Source organism: Symmachiella macrocystis, assembly GCF_007860075.1.
GTDB classification, from domain to species: Bacteria; Planctomycetota; Planctomycetia; order Planctomycetales; family Planctomycetaceae; genus Symmachiella; species Symmachiella macrocystis.
This window is the reverse complement of the sequence record NZ_SJPP01000001.1, coordinates 4,434,301-4,455,299: the sequence shown is the minus strand read 5'-3', so window position 1 is coordinate 4,455,299 and position 20,999 is coordinate 4,434,301. Positions and strand designations below refer to the sequence as shown.

Annotated in this window: 16 protein-coding genes; 15 read left to right on the top strand and 1 reads right to left on the bottom strand. The window is 55.3% G+C overall.

The window, feature by feature from the left end; translation table 11 throughout:
* The first annotated feature begins 603 nt into the window (after positions 1 to 603).
* The 12 genes from CA54_RS17360 to CA54_RS17305 all read left to right on the top strand — a co-directional run bounded on the left by CA54_RS17360 (position 604) and on the right by CA54_RS17305 (position 16,532).
* On the top strand, positions 604 to 1,743 hold the full coding sequence (locus tag CA54_RS17360) for a hypothetical protein (RefSeq protein ID WP_146372071.1): 1,140 nt from the start codon (positions 604 to 606) through the stop codon (positions 1,741 to 1,743).
* 124 nt (positions 1,744 to 1,867) lie between these two features.
* Positions 1,868 to 2,356, top strand: coding sequence for a thiamine pyrophosphate-binding protein (locus CA54_RS17355; protein WP_146372070.1), 489 nt, complete (start codon positions 1,868 to 1,870; stop codon positions 2,354 to 2,356).
* A gap of 849 nt (positions 2,357 to 3,205) precedes the next feature.
* Positions 3,206 to 4,516: an NADH-quinone oxidoreductase subunit NuoH gene (gene nuoH, locus CA54_RS17350; RefSeq protein WP_146372069.1), complete on the top strand. Its 1,311-nt coding sequence runs from the start codon at positions 3,206 to 3,208 to the stop codon at positions 4,514 to 4,516.
* Entirely contained in the window at positions 4,516 to 5,136 is a 621-nt protein-coding gene (locus tag CA54_RS17345) for an NADH-quinone oxidoreductase subunit J family protein (protein ID WP_146372068.1), read from the top strand. Before nuoH ends, CA54_RS17345 begins: the two co-directional genes overlap by 1 nt.
* Before the next feature lie 44 nt (positions 5,137 to 5,180).
* The gene (gene nuoK / locus CA54_RS17340; RefSeq protein ID WP_145427141.1) at positions 5,181 to 5,489 is read left to right on the top strand and encodes an NADH-quinone oxidoreductase subunit NuoK; all 309 of its coding nucleotides are present in this window, start codon (positions 5,181 to 5,183) and stop codon (positions 5,487 to 5,489) included.
* 83 nt (positions 5,490 to 5,572) lie between these two features.
* Positions 5,573 to 8,002 (top strand): NADH-quinone oxidoreductase subunit L, encoded by a 2,430-nt coding sequence (gene nuoL / locus CA54_RS17335; protein ID WP_146372067.1) that lies wholly within the window; start codon positions 5,573 to 5,575, stop codon positions 8,000 to 8,002.
* A gap of 73 nt (positions 8,003 to 8,075) precedes the next feature.
* Positions 8,076 to 9,662 (top strand): complex I subunit 4 family protein, encoded by a 1,587-nt coding sequence (locus tag CA54_RS17330; RefSeq protein WP_146372066.1) that lies wholly within the window; start codon positions 8,076 to 8,078, stop codon positions 9,660 to 9,662.
* A gap of 56 nt (positions 9,663 to 9,718) precedes the next feature.
* On the top strand, positions 9,719 to 11,371 hold the full coding sequence (locus tag CA54_RS17325) for an NADH-quinone oxidoreductase subunit N (protein WP_146372065.1): 1,653 nt from the start codon (positions 9,719 to 9,721) through the stop codon (positions 11,369 to 11,371).
* Positions 11,372 to 11,427: 56 nt separating this feature from the next.
* Positions 11,428 to 11,868: a hypothetical protein gene (locus CA54_RS17320; RefSeq protein WP_146372064.1), complete on the top strand. Its 441-nt coding sequence runs from the start codon at positions 11,428 to 11,430 to the stop codon at positions 11,866 to 11,868.
* Complete coding sequence (locus tag CA54_RS17315; protein ID WP_231963095.1) at positions 11,868 to 12,653, top strand: TatD family hydrolase; 786 nt, start codon at positions 11,868 to 11,870, stop codon at positions 12,651 to 12,653. The genes CA54_RS17320 and CA54_RS17315 overlap by 1 nt, the downstream gene beginning before the upstream one ends.
* 195 nt (positions 12,654 to 12,848) lie before the next feature.
* Positions 12,849 to 15,710, top strand: coding sequence for a leucine--tRNA ligase (gene leuS, locus CA54_RS17310; protein WP_146372063.1), 2,862 nt, complete (start codon positions 12,849 to 12,851; stop codon positions 15,708 to 15,710).
* 402 nt (positions 15,711 to 16,112) lie between these two features.
* Positions 16,113 to 16,532 (top strand): hypothetical protein, encoded by a 420-nt coding sequence (locus tag CA54_RS17305; protein WP_146372062.1) that lies wholly within the window; start codon positions 16,113 to 16,115, stop codon positions 16,530 to 16,532.
* Between the two features lie 114 nt (positions 16,533 to 16,646).
* On the opposite strand, the gene CA54_RS17300 is transcribed toward CA54_RS17305, so the two are convergent.
* The gene (locus tag CA54_RS17300) at positions 16,647 to 17,330 is read right to left on the bottom strand and encodes a potassium channel family protein (RefSeq protein WP_146372061.1); all 684 of its coding nucleotides are present in this window, start codon (positions 17,328 to 17,330) and stop codon (positions 16,647 to 16,649) included.
* Between the two features lie 220 nt (positions 17,331 to 17,550).
* On the opposite strand from CA54_RS17300, the gene CA54_RS17295 reads away from it, so the two are divergent.
* From CA54_RS17295 to CA54_RS17285, 3 genes are all read left to right on the top strand, one after another.
* Positions 17,551 to 18,726 (top strand): iron-containing alcohol dehydrogenase, encoded by a 1,176-nt coding sequence (locus tag CA54_RS17295; protein ID WP_231963094.1) that lies wholly within the window; start codon positions 17,551 to 17,553, stop codon positions 18,724 to 18,726.
* On the top strand, positions 18,723 to 19,646 hold the full coding sequence (locus CA54_RS17290) for a 1-phosphofructokinase family hexose kinase (RefSeq protein WP_146372059.1): 924 nt from the start codon (positions 18,723 to 18,725) through the stop codon (positions 19,644 to 19,646). Before CA54_RS17295 ends, CA54_RS17290 begins: the two co-directional genes overlap by 4 nt.
* 96 nt (positions 19,647 to 19,742) lie before the next feature.
* Positions 19,743 to 20,984: a lactate racemase domain-containing protein gene (locus CA54_RS17285; RefSeq protein WP_146372058.1), complete on the top strand. Its 1,242-nt coding sequence runs from the start codon at positions 19,743 to 19,745 to the stop codon at positions 20,982 to 20,984.
* Positions 20,985 to 20,999: the final 15 nt, after the last annotated feature.

The following is a 20,999-nucleotide window of genomic DNA, read 5'->3' as shown; positions in this document are numbered from 1 at the left end:
CGTGCAGCATTCGGTTTGTGTGTAGCAAGCGGTTTGTTCGCAGCAACTGGTTTGCTGACAGCATCGCTTGGATCGACGCTGGGTCTTGCAGCAAGAAGAATACCGCGCCTTCTTGCATTTGACCTTACGACACCGGTTCCTCGCTTCCGCGTCGCTGGACATGAACGCCAACGCCATCACTACCATTACCGAAGTCACAATCATTTTTCGCATCATCGTCAGACACCCTCCATATGAGTCTCAACTGTGTGAATCCATGATCCCGGAACTGTCGTATAGCCGTAAATGCGAATCCTGCAGGCTTAAGCCGGTCTCGTTCGCCGCCACCCAGACGTCCCCTGGGTGAAACCACGGCGATCACTGGCGCTGAGTATAACCGGGGGGAATTTGCGGGCAAGACAACGGCGGCAAATTTATCGCTTTCCGCGCATCTTCGCAAATTCGGACAATCCCCAAGCTGGATCGAGTGAATTGCCGAAAACTCCTACTGACACTTTGCGTACTATGTTACAGAAGACTTAATAGATCCTGCGGTCGACTTGAAAGTACAATCGGTAAGGCGACCTTAGACAGCAATGCCCACCCACGACGGAGATCTTCACTATGCACCGCATTTTATCCAGTCGTTTGGCTTGGGGCCTCATTTTCCTGAATTTCACCACGATTGCAGCAATATACGCCCAGAATTCTCGCCCGCGCAGCACAACACCCCGCACTGGCAAACTGCCTGATACGCATCTGGAGATCCAACTGCTGACCGGCAATGGTGGCGCGAATCGGACGGCGCAGCGCTGGTCGGAGTACTTTCAGAAAATGAATGTTGCTGTTCGCATCCGCCGGGCAACGCCGCGTGATGAGCCGGGCGTGACGGAAAAAAATATTGGAAATTCCGTGCGGCGGGTCATCGTCATCGCCGGAATGGACCGTCAAGGCCGCCTGATTCTTCCCGGGCGGATGTTCTCACTCTCGCAGGGCGGCAGACTCTCGGAATGGTTAGACGAACTGCGGACCTACGGGGCGCAAGGTTCCCCCGATGGGCAGCCGGCTTGGGGTTTGACCAAAAAACAATTGGACCAAGTGCTTCTGCCGCTGAAGCGTCCGCTAACCATCGATCCACTCGGCAAGGATCTGTTGGCGGCAATGGTCTTGTTCGCCCCTGATCAGGAAAAAGGGGACTTGCCGATTCACGTCACTCCTGAAGCCAAAGAAATCATGGCCCAACCGCGCAGCAAAGAATTGTTTCCGCAATCGTTGGCCGGACTGAGTCGCGGTACGGCACTGGCGATCCTGCTGCGGCATTATGGACTTTGCTTTACGCCACAACGGACTCCCACCGGAGATTTGGAACTTTCCGTGCGCGATATCACCAAGACCAAAGAACCTTGGAAAGTCGGCTGGCCTTGGCCGGTCGATACGCCTCGCTCCAGCATTGCGCCGAATCTCTTCAAATACGTCACCGTCGACCTGGAAGATCGACCACTGGCTGACGTTGTGGAAGCCGCCTCGTCGGCCATTGAGATCCCCATCCTGGTGGACCACGCCGGTATGGATGAATGGCATATTGATTACGATAAAATTCAGGTCACGTTTCCGCGCAAAAGAACAACCTGGGGCCTGGCTATTCAGCGCATCGCTTTTCAATCGCGACTGCGACGGGAGTTGTATATCGACGAAGCCGGCAAACCGTTTGTGTGGTTGACTCCGATTGAGTTCAAACGCAAGCCGACAGTTAAGAAGAAGTGAGGCTTGAGGACAGAGGGGGGCATTTGTGGGGTTTGTGCATGGCGACGCTGTGGTCTTGAGGTGATATCGGCTATGCTTTGCGCAGCGTTGTGAATCCGCTGTGTCTTGCTGTTGAGCTCACCGAATGTTTTCTGGTCCACAAATTGTCGCCACCTTGAAATCACTCGGCATCACGCATGTCGTGTGGCTTCCAGACAGCACATTCGGCGCGTGGGAAGCGGCACTCAACGATGCCGAGGGCTTGGAACTCATCCGGGTTTGTCGCGAGGGTGAAGCTTGGTCGATTGCCGCCGGGCTACACATGGGCGGCGCGCAACCGCTTCTGATCATCCAGTGCACGGGGTTGTTTGAATCGGGCGACGCACTCCGCAACGCGATTTACGACTACCAGCTGCCGTTGTTCGCGCTGGTCGGATATCGCAGTTTTCTGAATCAGGACGCGATCCCCAACGACTCAGCCCGTGTCTTTACGGAGCCGATTCTGCAAGCGTGGCAGTTGAAGTATTGCCTGATCGATGCTCCTGAAAAGCTCCCCGAACTGGTAGAGCTCTACGAGGAATGCCAACGCGACGGTGCTCCCGGCGTCGCCCTGATCGCCGAAGGCCGCATGTAGCGGTTGGCTGCGTGGCTATTCGTCGATTCCCAGGTTGCTTCTCGATCACTCTGGCTCCCAAGCGCCGCTGGATTGCGACAATCGTTGTCTAAATGACAACAGTTCACGGAGCTCCTGACTTATCGCACCCGCTCGGTGAATATTCGTATCGTGATACCTTGTATGGTGTTGCGCCTGTTGACATCGGTTTCCACACTCCAGTGGTACGGGAATCGCGGTTATGTTTCATAGCAAGCAGCAAGACGAACAATGGCCAGCAACGGTGTCGATTTCAACCGAACACCATTTCCCAACCAACGTGCTTGCCGTGATGGCGGAGAGACAGACCGACAGATAGCGAAGCGAAATTTGAAAACAACCGACTACCTACCCGGCGGGTTCGCTGCAATCCCCGTTTTTTGACCGCACGCTGGTCAGCTAGCGGGCTCGCCGTTTTTAATAAGTGCAAAAAGCCACCAGCCTGATGGACTGGTGGCTTTTTTGCGCGCTTGTCCCCGCAAGACAGGTTTCCTCGGCGAGTCTCCATAGGCTGAAACCGCGAACAATCTGTATGTAAAGCACAGTACAGAGACAAGCAGACCGTTGGCGCCACGAATCCCAGGATTACACTCGGAAATCCCTAGTTCGAAACGTCCCGTTTCTGATGGATCGAGAGGGCAATCGGGACCGCCGCGTGCTTCTCGATTTTGAGAAATGAAGGGCTTGCGCTGCCGGTCGCTTGAATCGCCTCAACAGTTGTGGCATAGTTCACGCTTCGCTGAATTCGCCGAAAGCGTTATGCGCTGAGGCTTTCAGTTCTGGCGAGCGGCGTGGACGTCGCTTGAGGTTTTGCACAAACCGCTGTCAGTTATGTCCGGTCGAATCGACTTCTGCGAAGTTGGTCCGTTTCCGCCTCCGGTGGGGAGCACTTTTGTGACATTTGCGTTGTTTGGAATTGATAGCATCAGTGATATCTTCACCGATGCCTGGTGGAAATGGGCGATAGTAGCGCTGATTCACGCGGTGATCATCGTCAACTTTTTCGCTGTTGCTCCGCTATTTTATATCTGGTTGGAACGAAAAGTCTCCGGTCGCATCCAAGACCGCCTGGGTCCAACCCGGGTGGGTGGGAAGTTCGGTTGGCTACAGACGTTGGCCGACGGGATCAAGTTGATCCAAAAGGAAGACCTATGCCCGCAAGCTGCCGATGGCATGCTGTTTCGTGTGGCACCGTATATTGTCTTCGTCGCCTCGTTCGCCGCATTCATCGCCTTGCCATTTAGCAACGGCTGGATCGCCCAGAACCTCGACATCGGGCTGTTTTTTGTACTGGCGGTGATGTCGCTCGAAGTGATCGGCATCATTTTGGCCGGGTATGCAAGCGGTTCGAAGTGGGCGCTGTTTGGTGGAATGCGTGAAGCAGCCCAGATGGTCAGCTACGAGATCCCCATGGCGATCTGTGCGTTAATTCCAATCGTGGCCGTCGGATCGCTGAACTTGGTTGAGATTAGCCAAATGCAATCGGGTTGGTTTCTTTCCGATTGGTTGATCTTCCGCAATCCATTTACCTTCATCGGGTTCTTTGTGTATTTCACCGTGGCAACGGCGAGTGTGAAACGGGCTCCCTTTGACTTGGCCGAAGCGGAAAGCGAATTGGTTGCCGGTTTCCATACCGAATACAGTGGAATTCGCTGGTCGTATTTCTTTATGGCGGAATATGCGGGAATGTTTGCGGTCAGTGGAATCGCCGTCTTGCTGTTTTTGGGCGGCTGGTACACCGGGATCGCTCCTTTAGATAATACATTGGTTTCACTGCAATCTGCCGGTCCCTACGGGCTGGCCAGTTATGTCGTGAATCTGTTCTTTATGGTTGTGTTCATCACCAAGGGCAGCTTGCTCGTCTTTTTGCAGATTTGGATTCGCTGGACGTTTCCCCGTTTGCGGATTGACCAAGTGATGATGACTTGCCTGAAGTATCTGCTGCCGATGAGTTGCGCTTTGTTCCTGGGTGCGGTGCTGTGGCCCTTGGCCATGTATCAAATCAAAGGGGGCAACGAGGGCGAAGGGCGGACACAGTTTTTTGGGGAATCGATCGCGGACAAGGTGACGCAATTGGATTCCAACGCCACGAAATCACAGCCTGACACGCCGTTGCCGGCCGTTGAAGAGGAGGGGCGGTAATGTTTCAGGAGTTCCTGTTCTGGGTGTTTGGGATTGCAGTTTGCGGCGGCGCTTTGGGTGTCGTGCTGAGCCAAAACATCGTGCGTATGGCTTTTTGGTTAATTATTTCACTCGGCTCGACGTCGGGACTCTTCTTTCTGCTGCAGGCCGACTTTGTCGGGGCTGTCCAACTGATGGTCTATGTCGGCGGGACGTTGGTGCTGTTGATTTTCGGAATCATGCTGACTGCCAGTGGACCGTATGTGACGATGAAAACCTCGCCGACCGAATGGGTGGTGGCGGCCATTGTCAGTTCAGCGCTGCTGGGTTTGATCACAGTCTCCGCCTTTGGTGTGGATTGGCACGCAGTCGACGGGGTCGTCAGCGGGCATGCAACGGAAAACCGTCCTGAAGGTTACACGACCGCTCAACAAGGTCGCACGATTCGACCGCTTGGTTTTGCGTTGCTGGGAGTAAGGCCTGACAAAGACCTGAATCAACCCGGTGAACCGACAGGCGTCGGGTATTTGCTGCCGTTTGAAATTGTTTCGGTGCATCTGTTGGTCGTGCTTGTGGGCGCAGCGTATTTGGCACGGTCCAAACGACGGATTGACCCTTTGGCGAAAACGACAGCGAGCTAAATTAGACGCCGCTTGTTCGGCGGTGAAACGACGGAAGTGAAAGTATGGGAAGCGAACTCAATTTTTGCATTTTTATCTCAGCCGTGCTGTTCGTGGCGGGCGTGGTCTGCATGGCCACCAAACGCAACGCGATCGGCGTGTTGATGGGCGTGGAGTTGGTGCTCAACGCCGCGAATTTGAATTTTGTGGCATTCGCGAACTATACGGCATTGGGATTAGACGGACAGGTCATTGCTCTGTTCGTGATCGTGTTGGCAGCTGCCGAAGCGGCGGTGGCCTTGGCGATCGCATTGAATTTTTACAACAACCACCTGACGATCGACGTCGACCGCGCCAACGACTTGCAAGGTTGATGTTGCCGGCCGCGCGTACTGGAAATTGTCTCACGGAAATTTTGCCGGCTGAACCCGGGCATCGATAGTAGACCGAGAGTGGTATGGATCCGGAAATCTATAAACAAACGGGCGATTGGCTCAAATGCTTGCTGACAATCGCTTGGCTGCTGCCGTTGGCCGGTTTCGTAGCCGAAATCTTTGCCGGATATTGGAGCACGCGGCTGAAAAAGACCGCCGCCTATCTGGCCGTCGGTTGTATCGGCACAGGATTTGTCTGTAGCCTCCTCGCCTCAATAATTTGGTTGAACGCCACGGACTGGCATCCGCTCACGCCACACCACGCAGCTCACGACGAAGTCGCCCATGGTGACGGTGAAGATGCTGCCGGTGAGCACCACGAGCCGGGTCACGCCGAAGAGGGGCATGCTGAGGAAAAACATGCCGCTGCCGATCATGACCATCCTGTTGCGGCAGATGACACACACTCCGAAGCTGAGCACGACGGACCAACGGCTGTCTCAGGAACGTATTATCAGATCGCCCATTTTGGCAAATTGAAACTCGACATCGGTTATTACATCGACAGCCTAACGCTGGTGATGTTCACGATGGTCACGTTGATTGCAACCTGCATTCATGTGTTCGCCATCGGCTATATGAGTGACGAGCTGACCGAGGATTACGAAGATCACTTCGTACATGTCGGCCAAGGGCATTTGCACCGACCGGGGCGGTTCTATCGTTTCTTCGCCTTTCTGTCGCTGTTCTGCTTTTCCATGCTGGGACTGGTCATCGCGGGCAATGTGTTCATGGTGTTCGTGTTCTGGGAATTGGTCGGTATCTGCAGTTACTTATTGATTGGCTTTTATGTCGAACGCAAATCGGCCTCGACGGCTGCGAACAAAGCATTCATCGTCAACCGCGTGGGCGACTTCGGGTTTTTAATCGGACTGATGATCCTGTGGACGTCCTTCGGCACGTTCACCTTCACACAGCCGGATGAAGCACTGGCCAAGACGGATCCCGGCCTGTTCCAAATGCTGCGTGACGACCAAGGTCAGATCACAACGCAAATGGCGGAGGACGAATCGAAGTTGGTCGTGCTGCACGGTGCGGGTGGAGAAGAGTCGACGATCCCTTATTACCTCATGGTCGCCGCTGGAATCGGGATCTTTTGCGGATGTGTGGGCAAGAGTGCTCAATTTCCGCTACAGACCTGGTTACCCGACGCCATGGAAGGCCCAACGCCCGTTTCGGCACTGGTGCACTCCGCGACGATGGTAGCTGCCGGCGTGTATCTCGTCGGACGTTTCTATCCGATGTTCATGCCGGAAGTTCTACTCACCATCGCCTATATCGGTGGAATTACGCTGTTCATGGCGGCCACGATTGCCATTGTGGCGACCGACATCAAACGGGTCCTGGCTTATTCCACGATCAGCCAGCTGGGCTACATGATGCTTGGTTTGGGCGTGGGCGGCTGGGCGGCGGGTCTGTTGCACTTGATCACGCACGCCTTCTTCAAATCGTTAATGTTCCTCTGCTCAGGCAGCGTGATTCACGGTTGCCATCACGAGCAGGAGATGCCCAAGATGGGCGGACTTCGTAAAAAGATGCCGATCACGGCTTATACGATGCTGATCGGCGTGATTGCGATTACCGGTTTGGCGATTCCTGGCGTGTTGGCCTTCTCCGGTTATCACTCCAAAGATGCAATCTTGGCGACGTCGCTGGCGTACGCACGACTGAATGGTTCGCATCCGCTGTTGTTCTTCCTACCACTGGCTGGTGCGGGGATCACGGCGTTTTATATGTTCCGTCTGTGGTTTTACACCTTTGCTGGTGAACCGCGGGACGAGCATGTTCACGATCATGCCCACGAATCGCCTTGGGTGATGACCGCTCCGTTGTTGATTTTATCGGTGTTTGCCGCATTCGTTGCCGTCGGTGGCGAAGAAGGACCGCTGTGGAGCATGTTGGTGCACAGCGAACCGGTCGGTGTTGCGAATGGTACTGAGGCGATTCCGCCGGGGAACATCAACTTGCCCAGCCATGCCCACGTGGGTGAGGTGCACGCCGAAGCGGGACGCTATGCGTTGTCGATTGCGGTGATGGGTGGAGTCTTAGCGTATCTCTTTTACGGCATCCGGGTGCTGAACCCGAGTGACGTTAAACGGCAGTTGTCCGGCGTGCATGAGTTTTTAGTGGAAAAATGGCGGTTCGACGAACTGTATGACGTGATGTTCGTCCGGCCGGTGCATGTGGTCTCGGGTTGGATCTCCGCTTTTGATCGCGTGGTCATTGACGGTTTTCTGCACGGCACCGCTAAAGTGACCATGGACGTGTCCCAAATTGACCGCCGGTTTGATGAAACGGTGATCGACGGGATCGTCAACTGGATCGGCCAAAAGACGTTTGCTATTGGCCGTTCGCTGAGCGTGGTCCAAACCGGACAGTTGCGACAATATGTGGTATTTATCGCCGGCGGATTGTTCGGCGTGTTGATGCTGGTCTACTTGCTCTCGTTCTAATTCGGACGATATTGGGCATTTTTCAAATACAGAGTGTGACAACCTCTCTTCGACAGTTGAGTTCATTGAAACAATGAGTGATTCATTCCTGCTATCGGCGATCATCTTCGCACCGACTTTGGGCGCGATCCTGTTGAGTTTCTTCCCCAAAGAAGCCGAAGAAGGCATGCGGGTGTTCACGTTGTTTGTGACAGGTGTCACATTCGTGCTCACGTTATTCCTACTCAACGCATTCGACCCGGCCATCGGTGAGATGCAGATGCAGGTCAGCAAGACCTGGATCGGTGCCTGGAATATCAACTATCAGTTGGGGATCGACGGTATCAGTATGCCATTGGTCCTACTGACGAGCTTCATCTCCGTGCTGGCGATGTTGGCCTCCTGGAGCATTAAAAAGCAGGTCAAAGGCTATTTGATTTTGTTCCTGCTGTTGGAAACAGGCATGTTGGGCGTGTTTATGGCGCTCGACTTCTTCCTGTTCTATGTCTTCTGGGAAGTCATGTTGCTGCCGATGTACTTCTTGATCGGTGTGTGGGGCGGGCCACGGCGGGAATATGCGGCCATCAAGTTTTTCCTCTACACACTCTTCGGCGGCGTGTTGATGTTCATCGCCATGTTGATGTTCTACTTCGGCAGTGCGGCTGCTGGAGACGCATCGACGTTCGACATCTTGCGTCTGCATGAAATCGGCCAAGGCAAAATCGCCGGGATTGAATTCGACGGCACAATGCAATTGATTGCATTCTGGCTGCTGTTTGTCGGATTTGCGATCAAAGTTCCCACCATTCCCTTTCACACTTGGTTGCCCGACGCGCACGTCGAAGCTCCGACGCCGATCAGTATGATTTTGGCCGGTGTGTTGTTGAAAATGGGTGGCTACGGCATCTTGCGGATCGCCTTTCCGATTTGTCCCGAAGGGGCGCAGGTCGCCGCTTATGTGCTGGTCTTAATTGGAGCGGGCAGCATCATCTACGGGGCATTTGCCGCGATGGCCCAAACCGACTTCAAACGACTCGTGGCTTACAGTTCGGTCAGCCACATGGGATATGTGATCCTGGGAATCGCCGTGTGGAAAATCACCGACGGCACCACGATCGGCAAGGATTACTGGAACATGGGCATTAACGGTGCGATGTTCCAAATGATCGGACACGGCGTTTCTTCCGCCGGCATGTTCTTTATGGTGGGCGTAATTTACGATCGCGTGCACCATCGGGATCTGAACAAATTCGGCGGACTGATGGCCTTGATGCCGCTGTACGGCGGGTTGGCAGCGGGAATTTTCTTCGCTGGTTTGGGACTTCCCGGACTGTGCGGATTTCCGGGCGAAGTCTTCACCGTGTTGAGCGCCTGGAATTTCAGCCCCTTGATTGCAATCATCGCCGCTGCGGGGGTGATCCTGACGGCCGGCTACATACTGTGGGCCATTCAACGAGTTTATCTTGGCCCGGAATACAAAGGCCCGCATGCCGAAGAGATTACGCCCATGAACGGGCGCGAGATTTCGGTGGCTGTGACGTTGTTAGTGTTCGCCATTGTGTTGGGTGTCTATCCTGAGTCGATTTTCGGTCTCATGCGGTCGTCAACCACGTTGTTGGTCGACAACCTGTCGGCCACCGCGCAATCGTCTGTGGAAGCTGTCACTCAATTGATCAAATAACGTCTGATCGCATGTCACTCTGCCGACAGCCACCGATCGACTTGAGTTTGTGATTCATGAATATCAAAATCGAAGACTTAGTTAACCACATTTACACCGACACGGGGAATTCGCTGTGGGCGTTTTCTCCCGAGTTAGCGGTCTGCGCCACGATTGTGTTGCTGTTGTTCGCCCGACTGTTCAACGTCGACCGCAAGGGGGGGATTGTCTCCCCGGCCGGATTGACGATGATCGGTATCGTTGCCGCCTTTGTTCTTTCGGTCGCGACTCAATCACAGCTAATGAGCGACGCGGACGGTATTTACTCCCGAGAATTGTTCACGGGATTGCTGGTCTTTGACCCTTTCACCGGATTCTTTCGGCTTTTGCTGTTGGCTGCGGTGTTTATTGTCGTCTGGCTGACGCTGCTGAGCGGCATTCCTGATCGCGAAGATGGGCCTGATTTTTACATACTACTCATGGGTGCGACGCTGGGCATGATGATGATGGCTTCGGCGAATCACATGCTGATGCTCTTTCTGGCAATCGAGACGACCAGTGTGCCCAGTTACGTCATGGTCGGATTCCTCAAAGGCCGCAAGACGGCTAGCGAAGCGGCCCTGAAATACGTCGTTTACGGCGGCGGTGCGGCCGGAGTGATGCTCTATGGAATCAGCCTGCTGTCGGGGATGCTGGGGACGGCTTATTTTCCAGATATGGCAATGCAGATGGCAAAAATCGCAGCCGATCCCAACCTGATGACCGGCGCCGCGATCACCACATTGACCTTGGCCGTCGTGATGATCCTGATTGGTTTGGCATTCAAATTGTCGATATTCCCATTCCACTTCTGGTGTCCGGACGCATTTGAAGGGGCCTCAGCTGAAGTCGCTGGGTTTCTTTCCGTAGCGTCCAAGGCAGCTGCCTTCGCTTTATTGGTGCGATTCTGTCTGGCCTTGGTGGGACCGTCCGCCGACAATCCCGAAGCACTTCAACAGTTCAATATGCAGATCGGCGTCGTACTGGGATTCGTGGCGGCAATCACATCCACGTTCGGGAACCTAGCCGCCTACAGTCAAACCAACATGAAACGGTTGCTGGCGTATTCCACAATCGCCCATGCCGGCTACATGCTGATGGCTGTTTCGGCCATGATGATTTTCCTGAATGCCCCCGGTGATGCGGCCACTGCTAACACCAATGCGAGTCTCGCAATCGAAGGACTGTTGTACTATCTGGTTGTGTATGTGTTGATGAATCTCGGGGCATTTGGAATCGTGGCACTGATCCGCAATGAGATCTATAGCGAAGAGATCGCCGATTACGCTGGCATGTCCAAAACTTCTCCGATGTTGGCCGTCGGCATGCTGATCTGCTTGTTCAGCCTGGTCGGCATTCCTCCCACAGGTGGGTTTATTGGGAAATTTGTCATTTTTGCTGCCCTGTTCGATGCCGCTCAGTATCAGCCGATCATGTATGCTGTGTTCTTACTGGGCGTGCTCAACACTGTTTTCAGCCTGTTCTATTATCTGAATGTCCTGAGAGTGATGTGGATTGCCCCCGCCAAGGACTCCGCGCGGATTGCCGAAGTGCCGTTGGTTTCCAAACGAGGAGCATACGTCGCTTTTCTGGCGGTTTGTGTGATGGTCGCCGGAACAATCTTCATTGCTCCGGTTTATGAGGCTGCTGAGCATGTTTCCACGATGTTATTTTCGGGCATCGTCCCTTAAGCTTGCCCCTCCGATGACGGTGTATTTGCAAAACCGATCCTGAAGCCATCTTCCCTATGCCCGAACAACAAAACACCTGCTTGAACGAAGTCTTGATCCGCATTCTCCGCGGCCTGTTGCAGTACGCCGGTGAGTGTTGGCCCTGGAGCAGCGACGAGCATGCGGAAGAGTATCCCACCATCGCCCGATTGGTTGCCGAGCAGCAAGAGCAGGTTCATGAAATCTCAGACCTGTTGACCGAGCGGGGCGTGTTTATTGAATTTGGCACGTACCCCACGGAATACACGGACTTACATTACGTCAGCCTCGACTACTTGCTGGATGAGTTGATTCAAGAACAGCGGGAATTGATTTCCGATCTCGAACAAGCACTCAAGGATTGCGCAAGCGATTCCGAAGCGCAGGCGCTGCTCAATGTGATCGCTCCGCAAGCGAAGCAACATTTGGACACGTTGTCGGAACTCGCAGCTGCGCGGACCGCGGATAGTTCCACGTAATGCCCATGTCGCTCATCGACACGCACGCCCATCTGGACGAAGAGGCCTTTGAGCCGGATCGCGACGAGATCGTGGCCCGCGCGACCGAAGCGGGTTTGCAGGCAATCCTCACCATTGGCCTGACCCTTTCCACCAGCCGCGCTGCTGTCGAATTGGCGGAAAAATACCCCAACGTTTATGCCGTGGTCGGCATTCAGCCCAATTACGTGCACGAAGTCGCACCGGGGGACTGGGAGGCGATCCAAGCATTGGCCGACCACCCCCGCGTGGTCGGGATCGGCGAAACCGGTTTGGACCGCTATTGGGACTATGCTCCACTCGACCTGCAAGTCGAACACTTTCAACAACACATGGCGTTCGCTCGCCAGAAGAACCTGCCGTTCATCGTCCATTGCCGCGACGCGTCCGCCGAGGTCTTGGAACAGCTCAAAATCGCTGCTGCCGAGGGACTCTTGGTCGGGGTGATGCATTCGTTTTGTGATGACCTGGAGACTGCACGAGCCTGCCTGGAAATGGGGATGCACATTTCGTTTTCGGGGATGGTGACTTTTAAGAAAGCCGCCAACCTGCGAGACTTGGCCAAAGAGATTCCCCTCGATCGCATTTTGGTAGAAACCGATGCCCCGTATTTGGCGCCCACGCCAAGACGGGGCAAACGTAACGAACCGAGCTATGTCCGCTACACAGCCGCCTGCCTAGCGGAGGTGCACGGCATGACGCCCGAAGCCTTCGGCGAACTTACCACCCGCAACGCGTGTCAACTCTTCGGGCTGGAGCTTGGTTAGTGGCCAGTGGTCGGTGGCTAGTGGCCAGTAAACGATGTCAGCGTGTCGGTTAGGCTTCCGTTTGACGAATTTACCGATCGATGATCAAATCCACAGAATGTCAGGCAGGAGCCTGACCTACGAATATTTTTCTGGCCACCGGCCACTCGCCACTGGCTACTTTCATCCACCCAATTCACGTTCCAACTAAATACCATGCCTCGTTACGACGCCAAGCGGATTGAGCCCAAGTGGCAAGCTTATTGGGAACAGCACAAGACTTTTGCTGCTCCGAAAATCTCCGATCAGCCCAAATTGTATGTGTTGGACATGTTTCCCTATCCTTCGGGAGACGGTTTACATGTGGGGCATCCGGAAGGTTATACGGCGACTGATATTGTCTGTCGTTATTCCCGCATGCGAGGCAAAGCGGTATTGCATCCCATGGGGTGGGACGCCTTTGGCTTGCCGGCCGAGCAACACGCCATCAAAACCGGTACGCATCCGCGAGAAACGACCTACAAAAACATCGGTACCTTCCGCCGCCAATTAAAAATGTTGGGTTTCAGCTACGACTGGGACCGCGAATTGGCGACGACCGACGAAGACTTTTTTCGTTGGACGCAGTGGATCTTCTTGGAATTGTTCGACACCTGGTTCGACGAAGAACAGCAATGCGGTCGGCCGATCGCTGAGTTGCCGATTCCCGAGGATATCACCGCTGCCGGCGACGAAGCGGTCCGTCGTTATCAAGACAAAAACCGCTTGGCCTATCAAACCGAAGCACCGGTGAATTGGTGTCCCGCCTTGGGAACGGTATTGGCCAACGAAGAGGTCATCGGCGGAGTGAGCGAGCGGGGCGGCCATCCGGTGACGCGGATTCCGTTGCGACAATGGATGTTGCGGATCACCTCGTATGCGGAGCGGTTGTTGAACGAGTTGGAAGAGGTGAATTGGCCCGACTCGATCAAGGCCTTACAGCGAAATTGGATCGGCCGCAGCGAAGGGGCGGAGGTCGATTTTTATATCGGCGACGATATCGAAGCCTGGAAAACGGCGCGCGGCAAATCCGGGTTCCCGACCGAACCGGGGGACGATGTGTTGCGGGTCTATACCACCCGCCCCGATACGTTGTACGGTGCAACGTATATGGTGTTAGCGCCGGAGCATCCTGTTGTCGATCGCTTGGCAACGGATGAACAGCGCGAGGCGGTTGTTGCGTATCGCGACAAATCGGCGACCAAGAGCGATTTGGATCGCACCGATTTGGCCAAAGAGAAATCGGGCGTCTTCACCGGCAGTTATGCGATCAATCCGGTCAACGGCGAACAGATTCCGATTTGGATCGCCGACTATGTTTTGATCAGCTACGGCACCGGGGCGATCATGGCGGTTCCGGCGCATGACTTGCGCGACTGGGAATTCGCCGTCACCTTCGACATCGAAATCCGCCCCGTCGTCCAACCCCCGGAGGGGTATGAGGCGTCGCGCGATGAAGCCGCGTTGGCAACCGAGATCAACGGCGAGAAACGGTTTCCCTTCGCTGGATTGGGAACAGCCGTCAATTCCGCCGCATACGACGGCATGGAGACAGCGGCATTTAAAACAAAAATCACCGAAGAATTGAACACATCCGGCTTGGGCCGAGGAGCGGTGAATTATCGGTTGCGGGACTGGTTGTTCAGCCGGCAGCACTTTTGGGGCGAGCCGTTTCCGATCTGGCATGAGTTGGACGATGCGGGCAACCCGACCGGCTTGATGCGGGCTGTTGAGGACAAAGATTTGCCGGTCACGTTGCCCGATATGTCCGAGTTCAAACCGCACGGACGCCCGGAACCACCGTTGGCCGAAGCGGGTGACGAATGGTTATATTCGACCGCTGAGGACGGCACGAAGTTGGTTCGTGAAACGAATAGCATGCCGCAATGGGCTGGCTCGTGCTGGTATTACTTGCGGTACATCGATCCCAAAAACAGCGAACGATTCGTCGGCGAGGAATTGGAAAAATTCTGGATGCCGGTCGATTTGTATATCGGCGGCGCCGAGCATGCGGTCTTGCACTTATTGTACGCGCGTTTTTGGCACAAAGTGTTGTTCGACCGCGGTTATGTCTCCACCCCTGAACCGTTTGACCGATTGGTCAACCAAGGCATGATTTTGGGCGAGGCGGAATTGACCGCCTATCAGACAGCTGATGGGAGTTGGTTATCGTCCGCGATGGTCCGCGATGCTCCTGAGGGCGTTGAGGGGAAAGTTAGCAAACAAACGGGCGAAACCGTCACCGCCTTCCGCTTGGAAATGGATCAAGTTGATAAGCAGGGGAACGATTTTGTATTGAAGGACGACGCCGACGTTGCCGTGGAAAGCCGGTCGTTCAAGATGTCCAAATCGCGGGGCAACGTCATCAACCCCGATGAAGTCGTCGACGTGTATGGAGCCGATGCGTTGCGGTTGTATGAAATGTTCATGGGCCCGTTGGAACAGACCAAGCCCTGGAACATGAGCGGCGTGGAGGGGGTCAGCCGGTTTTTGGCTCGAGCTTGGCGGATGATCGCCGATGATGTTGCGGAAGATATCAAATTGAATCCCGCGATCCAAGCTGTCGAACCCAACGCCGATCAATTGCGGATCTTGCATAAAACCATTCAAGCAGTCAGTGACGACTGCGAGAAATTGTCATTTAACACGGCGATCAGCCGGTTGATGGAATTCACCAATCATTTCAGCCAACAGGATTCCCGTCCCCAATCGGTGATGGAAGCATTCGTCTTGATGTTAAGCCCGTTCGCGCCGCACTTGGCTGAGGAATTGTGGGAGTTGTTAGGGCATGGCGAAACGTTGGCCTATGCACCGTGGCCGGAATTTGATCCGGCGATGATCGTCGAGTCGGAAATCGAAATCCCGGTGCAGGTCAACGGTAAGAAGCGGGCGATCATCCGGATCCCCGCCGAGGCAGACCCCGCTGCGATGCAAGCCGCCGCCGAAGCCGACGAGACGGTGCAAAAACAAATCAGCGACAAAAAAGTGGTGAAAGTGATCGCTGTGCCGGGGCGGATGGTGAATTTTGTCGTGCGGTGAAGTCGTAAACCAGTTCCCGTACAAAAAATTACTGCGCAGGCTCGGCGGACGCTCTCACGAAAATAGGTAAAACTACTCATAGTAAACGCTTCGTGTCTCCTATTTTGATCAACTTAGGGACCAGCGGAATGGAGCGCGCTAAGGATTCTTTACGCTATTTGTGGGCCTATCCTTCGCGGTCGACCTAATTGATACAATCATGGGGTTTTGGGTGAAATCGGCTATTGAGCGAGTGGCAGGTATCGAAAATGCCTCCGCTTTGGGGCATGATGGGTTTTAGCAATTTGACTCGGCGGTTGAGCGGGCGTGTGAACCGTTTGGGCTTCGGGCGTCGTGACGATTGCAAATTATCTTCATCGATTCTATGGACTTGTGGCCACCAATTTCCAGAAAAACGCACCGATGACTCAACCTCCGCAATGGATTCAAGACCTTACATACGACGCCACGGAAGAGATTCACGCGTTTGATGTACTCGCGCCTGTGGGCTGTCATTACCACCAGATCGACTCGCAATGGGAGGTGACAATCTTCGCTTCCCGGACCGAGGTTGTGGGTGGTCCTAAAGACGGCACGCAGACCTCTTCCAACTTTTCGCTCGACCTCAACGGCGTCTACAAATTGCTAGACGACGTGACCGAGTTTCGCTGGCAAGCACTGCCCGTGGATGAGGCGGACGATTTGGGTCCGCACGTCTCACTGGTCGGCACCCGTAACGGGCACCCGGTTTGGCTACGGATTCTTGCCCAAGCCCCGGTGAACTTCGAACCCGGCCGTATCATCTCCGCTTATGACGGAAACTGGGATGAAGCTTGGACGTGAGTTGAGTAGGCAGTAGGCAGAAAGTAGTGGCCGGTGGTCAGTGGCCGGTGGCCAGTGTTTGTTTATGATCGCTTAGCTGCGCAGTCCTACAGTCTAAGGTCTATAGTCTACCGCCTAACCTCGCGGTAGGCGTTCTAGGCTTTCGTGGGAGCCGACTAATACGAGGACGTCGTCGGGCTGCATGACGTCGTCGGGTTTGGGGACGCTGGTGATGCGTAGGGTTTGAATCAGTTCGCCATCTTTTTGGACCGTCACAGTCCGCTTTAAAGCAACAAGGTTCACCTGATATTCTGTCCGCAGTTGCAGTTGCGACAACGTCTTGCCGCGAAACTCAACCGGACAGCGGATGTCGATCAGGCTGTACCCTTCAGCCAGTTCGATCAGGTCCTGGAACTGCGGATTGGCTAAGCGACGGGCCAGGCTGTTGCCGGTTTCAATTTCGGGTTGCACGATGTCATCGGCCCCGATGCTTTGAAAGATTTCCGCATGCGTCGTTGTTTGCGCACGGCAGATGATCCGCTTGGCACCGATTTTCTTCAGAGTCGCCGTCGTCAGTAGCGCTCCTTCAAAGTTTTCGCCGATAGCAACGACGCAAACATCGCAATTTTGCACGTCCTGGCTGAGCAGGGCTTCTTCGTCGGTGGAATCGAGCCGAACGGCCAAGGCGACGTCGTCTTTTACAGCGGTGACGAGATTCGGATTGCGATCGATCGCAATCACTTCGACATCACTTTTGCCCAAGCTCTTCGCCAGCGTGGTTCCAAAGCGTCCCAAACCTAAAATCGCAATCCGCTGCACTGTTGATTCTCCTGTACGACGACCAAGCTAGACCTGCGTTCCCCGCGTGCAGACATGATAGGGGGTAGCACCGCTGAAACACAATTCCAACTATGGGCTGCTTGTCTCCGGGGTGGAATTGCGTGTATGAAACAACGTACAACCGACGATCAACAGTCGGTGATCTTCGGCTGACCGTACACAGCGTGCCTCAATGCTAAAACAGGAGTCCGCCAAGTTGTTGAATTCCCTCTCGTACAATCTGCTGACACCTGCGCAAATTTGTTTTGGCTGGGGACGTCGCGCCGAAGTCGGCGAATTGGCCCGCGGGCTGGGACAGCGAGCTTTTGTGGTTGTGGGATCACAGACCTTATGCCGCAACGGGATGTTGGCAGAAATTCAGCAGCGACTCGCCGCTCAGGATATCAAATCAATCCACGTGGCGGATATCTCACACGAACCGGAGGTCGCCGACGTCGACCGGTTGGTTGAACAATTGCGCCAACATCAACCTGCAGCGGGCGATTTTGTCATGGCGGTTGGGGGCGGAGCGGCAATCGATCTAGCGAAAGCCGCTGCCGCGATTGTCACCAATGCTGCCGGGGACTCGGTTCAGGATTATTTGGAAGGGGTCGGGCGGGGTCGGGAGATCATAGCCGCTCCGCTCCCCTTGCTGGCCATGCCCACGACCGCGGGCACCGGCAGTGAAGCCACGAAAAACGCGGTGATTTCTTCCTACGATCCCCCCTTCAAAAAAAGCCTGCGGTCCGATGCGATGATGCCCGACATCGTGCTTATCGATCCAGAATTGATGGTCACGGTCCCGGCGACGACAACCGCTTACACCGGGATGGATGCGATTACGCAGTGCATCGAAAGTTACATTTCTCGCCGCCGACAACCGATTCCACAAGCGTTGGCCATTGAGGGATTGAAACGTGCGGTACCAGCGATTACCGCAGCGGTTGCCCACGGCGATTCTCGCCCCGCTCGGGAGGCGATGGCGCATGCGGCGTTGTTATCAGGCATGGCATTGGCGAATTCCGGCCTGGGGATGGCGCACGGTGTGGCAGCGGCGCTGGGGGTGCATTGTCGTGTCCCGCACGGTTTGGCCTGTGCAGTGATGTTGCCCGTGGCGATGCGGACCAACCGCGCTGTCGCCCGCGACGAACTCGAAATCATTGGACGCACGATTGTCGACGATGCACTACGCGGCGCCGCCGCGGTCGATGCGGGGATTGCCAGGATTCAGGAGATCTGCGACGAAGTGAAAATCCCCCAGACTCTGACCGAGATCGGAGTATCGGCGGAGCAAATTCCGGAGATTGTAAAAAGCTCGCGAGGAAATAGCATGAACGGCAATCCGCTTGAATTGAGTGATGCGGAGTTAACGCAGATCTTGGAGGGCATGCTGTGATCATCGCTGCCGGATTGACGCCCGCTTGGCAACAAATTGTGCTGCTCGATCGCTTGCAGCATGGTGAAGTGAATCGCGCACGGGAGGTACATTGGTGTGCCTCGGGCAAAGTGCTGAACGTGGGCATTGCTCTGCATCACTTGGGAGCGGAGGCGGAGACCATTTCGCTGGTCGGCGGTCTGCCCGCGCATTCGATCGATGTCGAGTTTGAAAAATTCGGGATCGCCCGCAAATGGATATCCACCGAATCTGCCACGCGCGTGTGCACGACGTTGCTCGAAGCCGAGACCGGGATCGCCACCGAATTGGTCGAAAACGCCGCCGCTGTCACTGCCGGGGAACTCGCCGATTTTCATTCGGCGTTTTGCGAATCGTCGACGGCAGCCGATGTGATTCTCCTCGCCGGTTCACTTCCAGCGGGGACACCGGAGACGTATTACCGGGATCTCATGACAGGGCTCGACGCGCGTGTGATCATCGACGGACGTGGAGCGGAATTGGCGGCGGCGCTTGAGGCAGCGCCTTTTTTGGTCAAACCCAATCGCGAAGAGTTAGCCCGTACGGTCGGCCGGGAGTTGACCAGCGACGATGACCTAGTCGCGGCGATGCGCGAACTGAATGCCGCCGGCGCTCAATGGGTGCTCGTCACCCAGGGTGCCCATGCCGTTTGGCTGACATCGGCAACCGAGTGTTTGCAGTTTCAGCCACCGGCAATCACGCCGGTCAATCCGATCGGTTCAGGCGATTCACTGGCAGCCGGCATCGGCTGGGGACTGGCGAACGGAGAGGAGATCACGCGGGCAGTGCAACTGGGCATCGCTGCCGGGGTCGAAAACGCGCTGCAATTGCTCCCGGGGCGGGTAGAGGCTGATACGGTTATAGAGCGAGCGGGGACGATTACCGTGGAATCCTATGGCTAACGCAGATTGAATCAGGGCTAGTGGTTGCAGCCAAATGACGATCCGATAGACTGAGGACTGTCCGATTGCCCCGCCATTTGCCCCACCGCAGTTCCCATGAATTCACCGCTGCCGCTATTGTCCGCTGATGATGTTCGTCAGTACATCGCCGAGAACCTCCGTGCGGCTGATTTTGCCGACAAACGGGTGTTATTGATCGTTCCCGATGCAACACGGACCGCGCCGTTGCCGTTGCTTTTCGACGCCGTTCACAGCCAATTGTCGTCAGCTGCGGCAAAAATCGATGTGCTTGTGGCGTTGGGGACGCACCCGGAAATGCCGCAGGCCGATATTCGGCGGCTGTTGGGGATTTCCGATGCGGACAGCAACGGGCGATATGCCGACGTGGAGCTGTTCAATCACGAATGGGACCGGCCGGAATGTCTACTTTCGCTGGGAACATTGAGCGAAGCGGACACTCGCGAGATATCTGGGGGCCTTCTGGAAGAAGCGGTCGATGTCGCCATCAATCGCCGCATTGCCGACTACGACGTGCTGTTGGTGCTGGGACCGGTATTTCCGCATGAGGTCGTCGGGTTTTCGGGAGGGAACAAATACTTCTTTCCCGGGATTGGTGGCGCGGAGATATTGAATTTCTTCCACTGGCTCGGCGCGCTGATTACCAATGCTTCCATCATCGGCGTCAAAGAGACCCCCGTGCGGAAAGTCGTCGACCGGGCCGCGGCGATGATTCCAGTTGAAAGGCGTTGCTTGGCGTTTGTGGTGGCGCCCGATGCGAGTCTGTACGGCATGTTTTATGGGACTCCGGAATCGGCCTGGAACGCTGCGGCTGATTTGTCGGCGCAGGTGCATATGCGCCGCGTGCCGAAACCGTTCCAAACCGTGCTATCCTGCGCGCCGCCGATGTACGACGAATTGTGGGTCGCCGGGAAATGTATGTATAAGCTCGAACCGGTTGTGGCTGATGGCGGAGAGTTGATTATCTACGCGCCGCACATGCACGAGATTTCGATCACGCACGGTCCGTTGATCGAAGAAGTCGGCTACCATGTGCGGGATTATTTCACCGCACAGGCAGAACGATTCTCGCATATCCCCCGCGGCGTCTTGGCGCACTCCACACACGTGCGGGGCGGCGGGACATTTGTAGACGGAGTCGAACATCCGCGCGTACAAGTGACCTTGGCCAGTGGGATCCCACAAGAAACGTGCGAACGGATCAATCTGGGCTATCGCGATCCCAGTACGATCAACGTCGAGGATTTTGCGAATCGTGAACATGAGGGTGTGTTGTTGGTCCGTAAGGCGGGCGAGATGTTGTACCGGCTTGAGGATTAGTTGTTATCCGGGTGC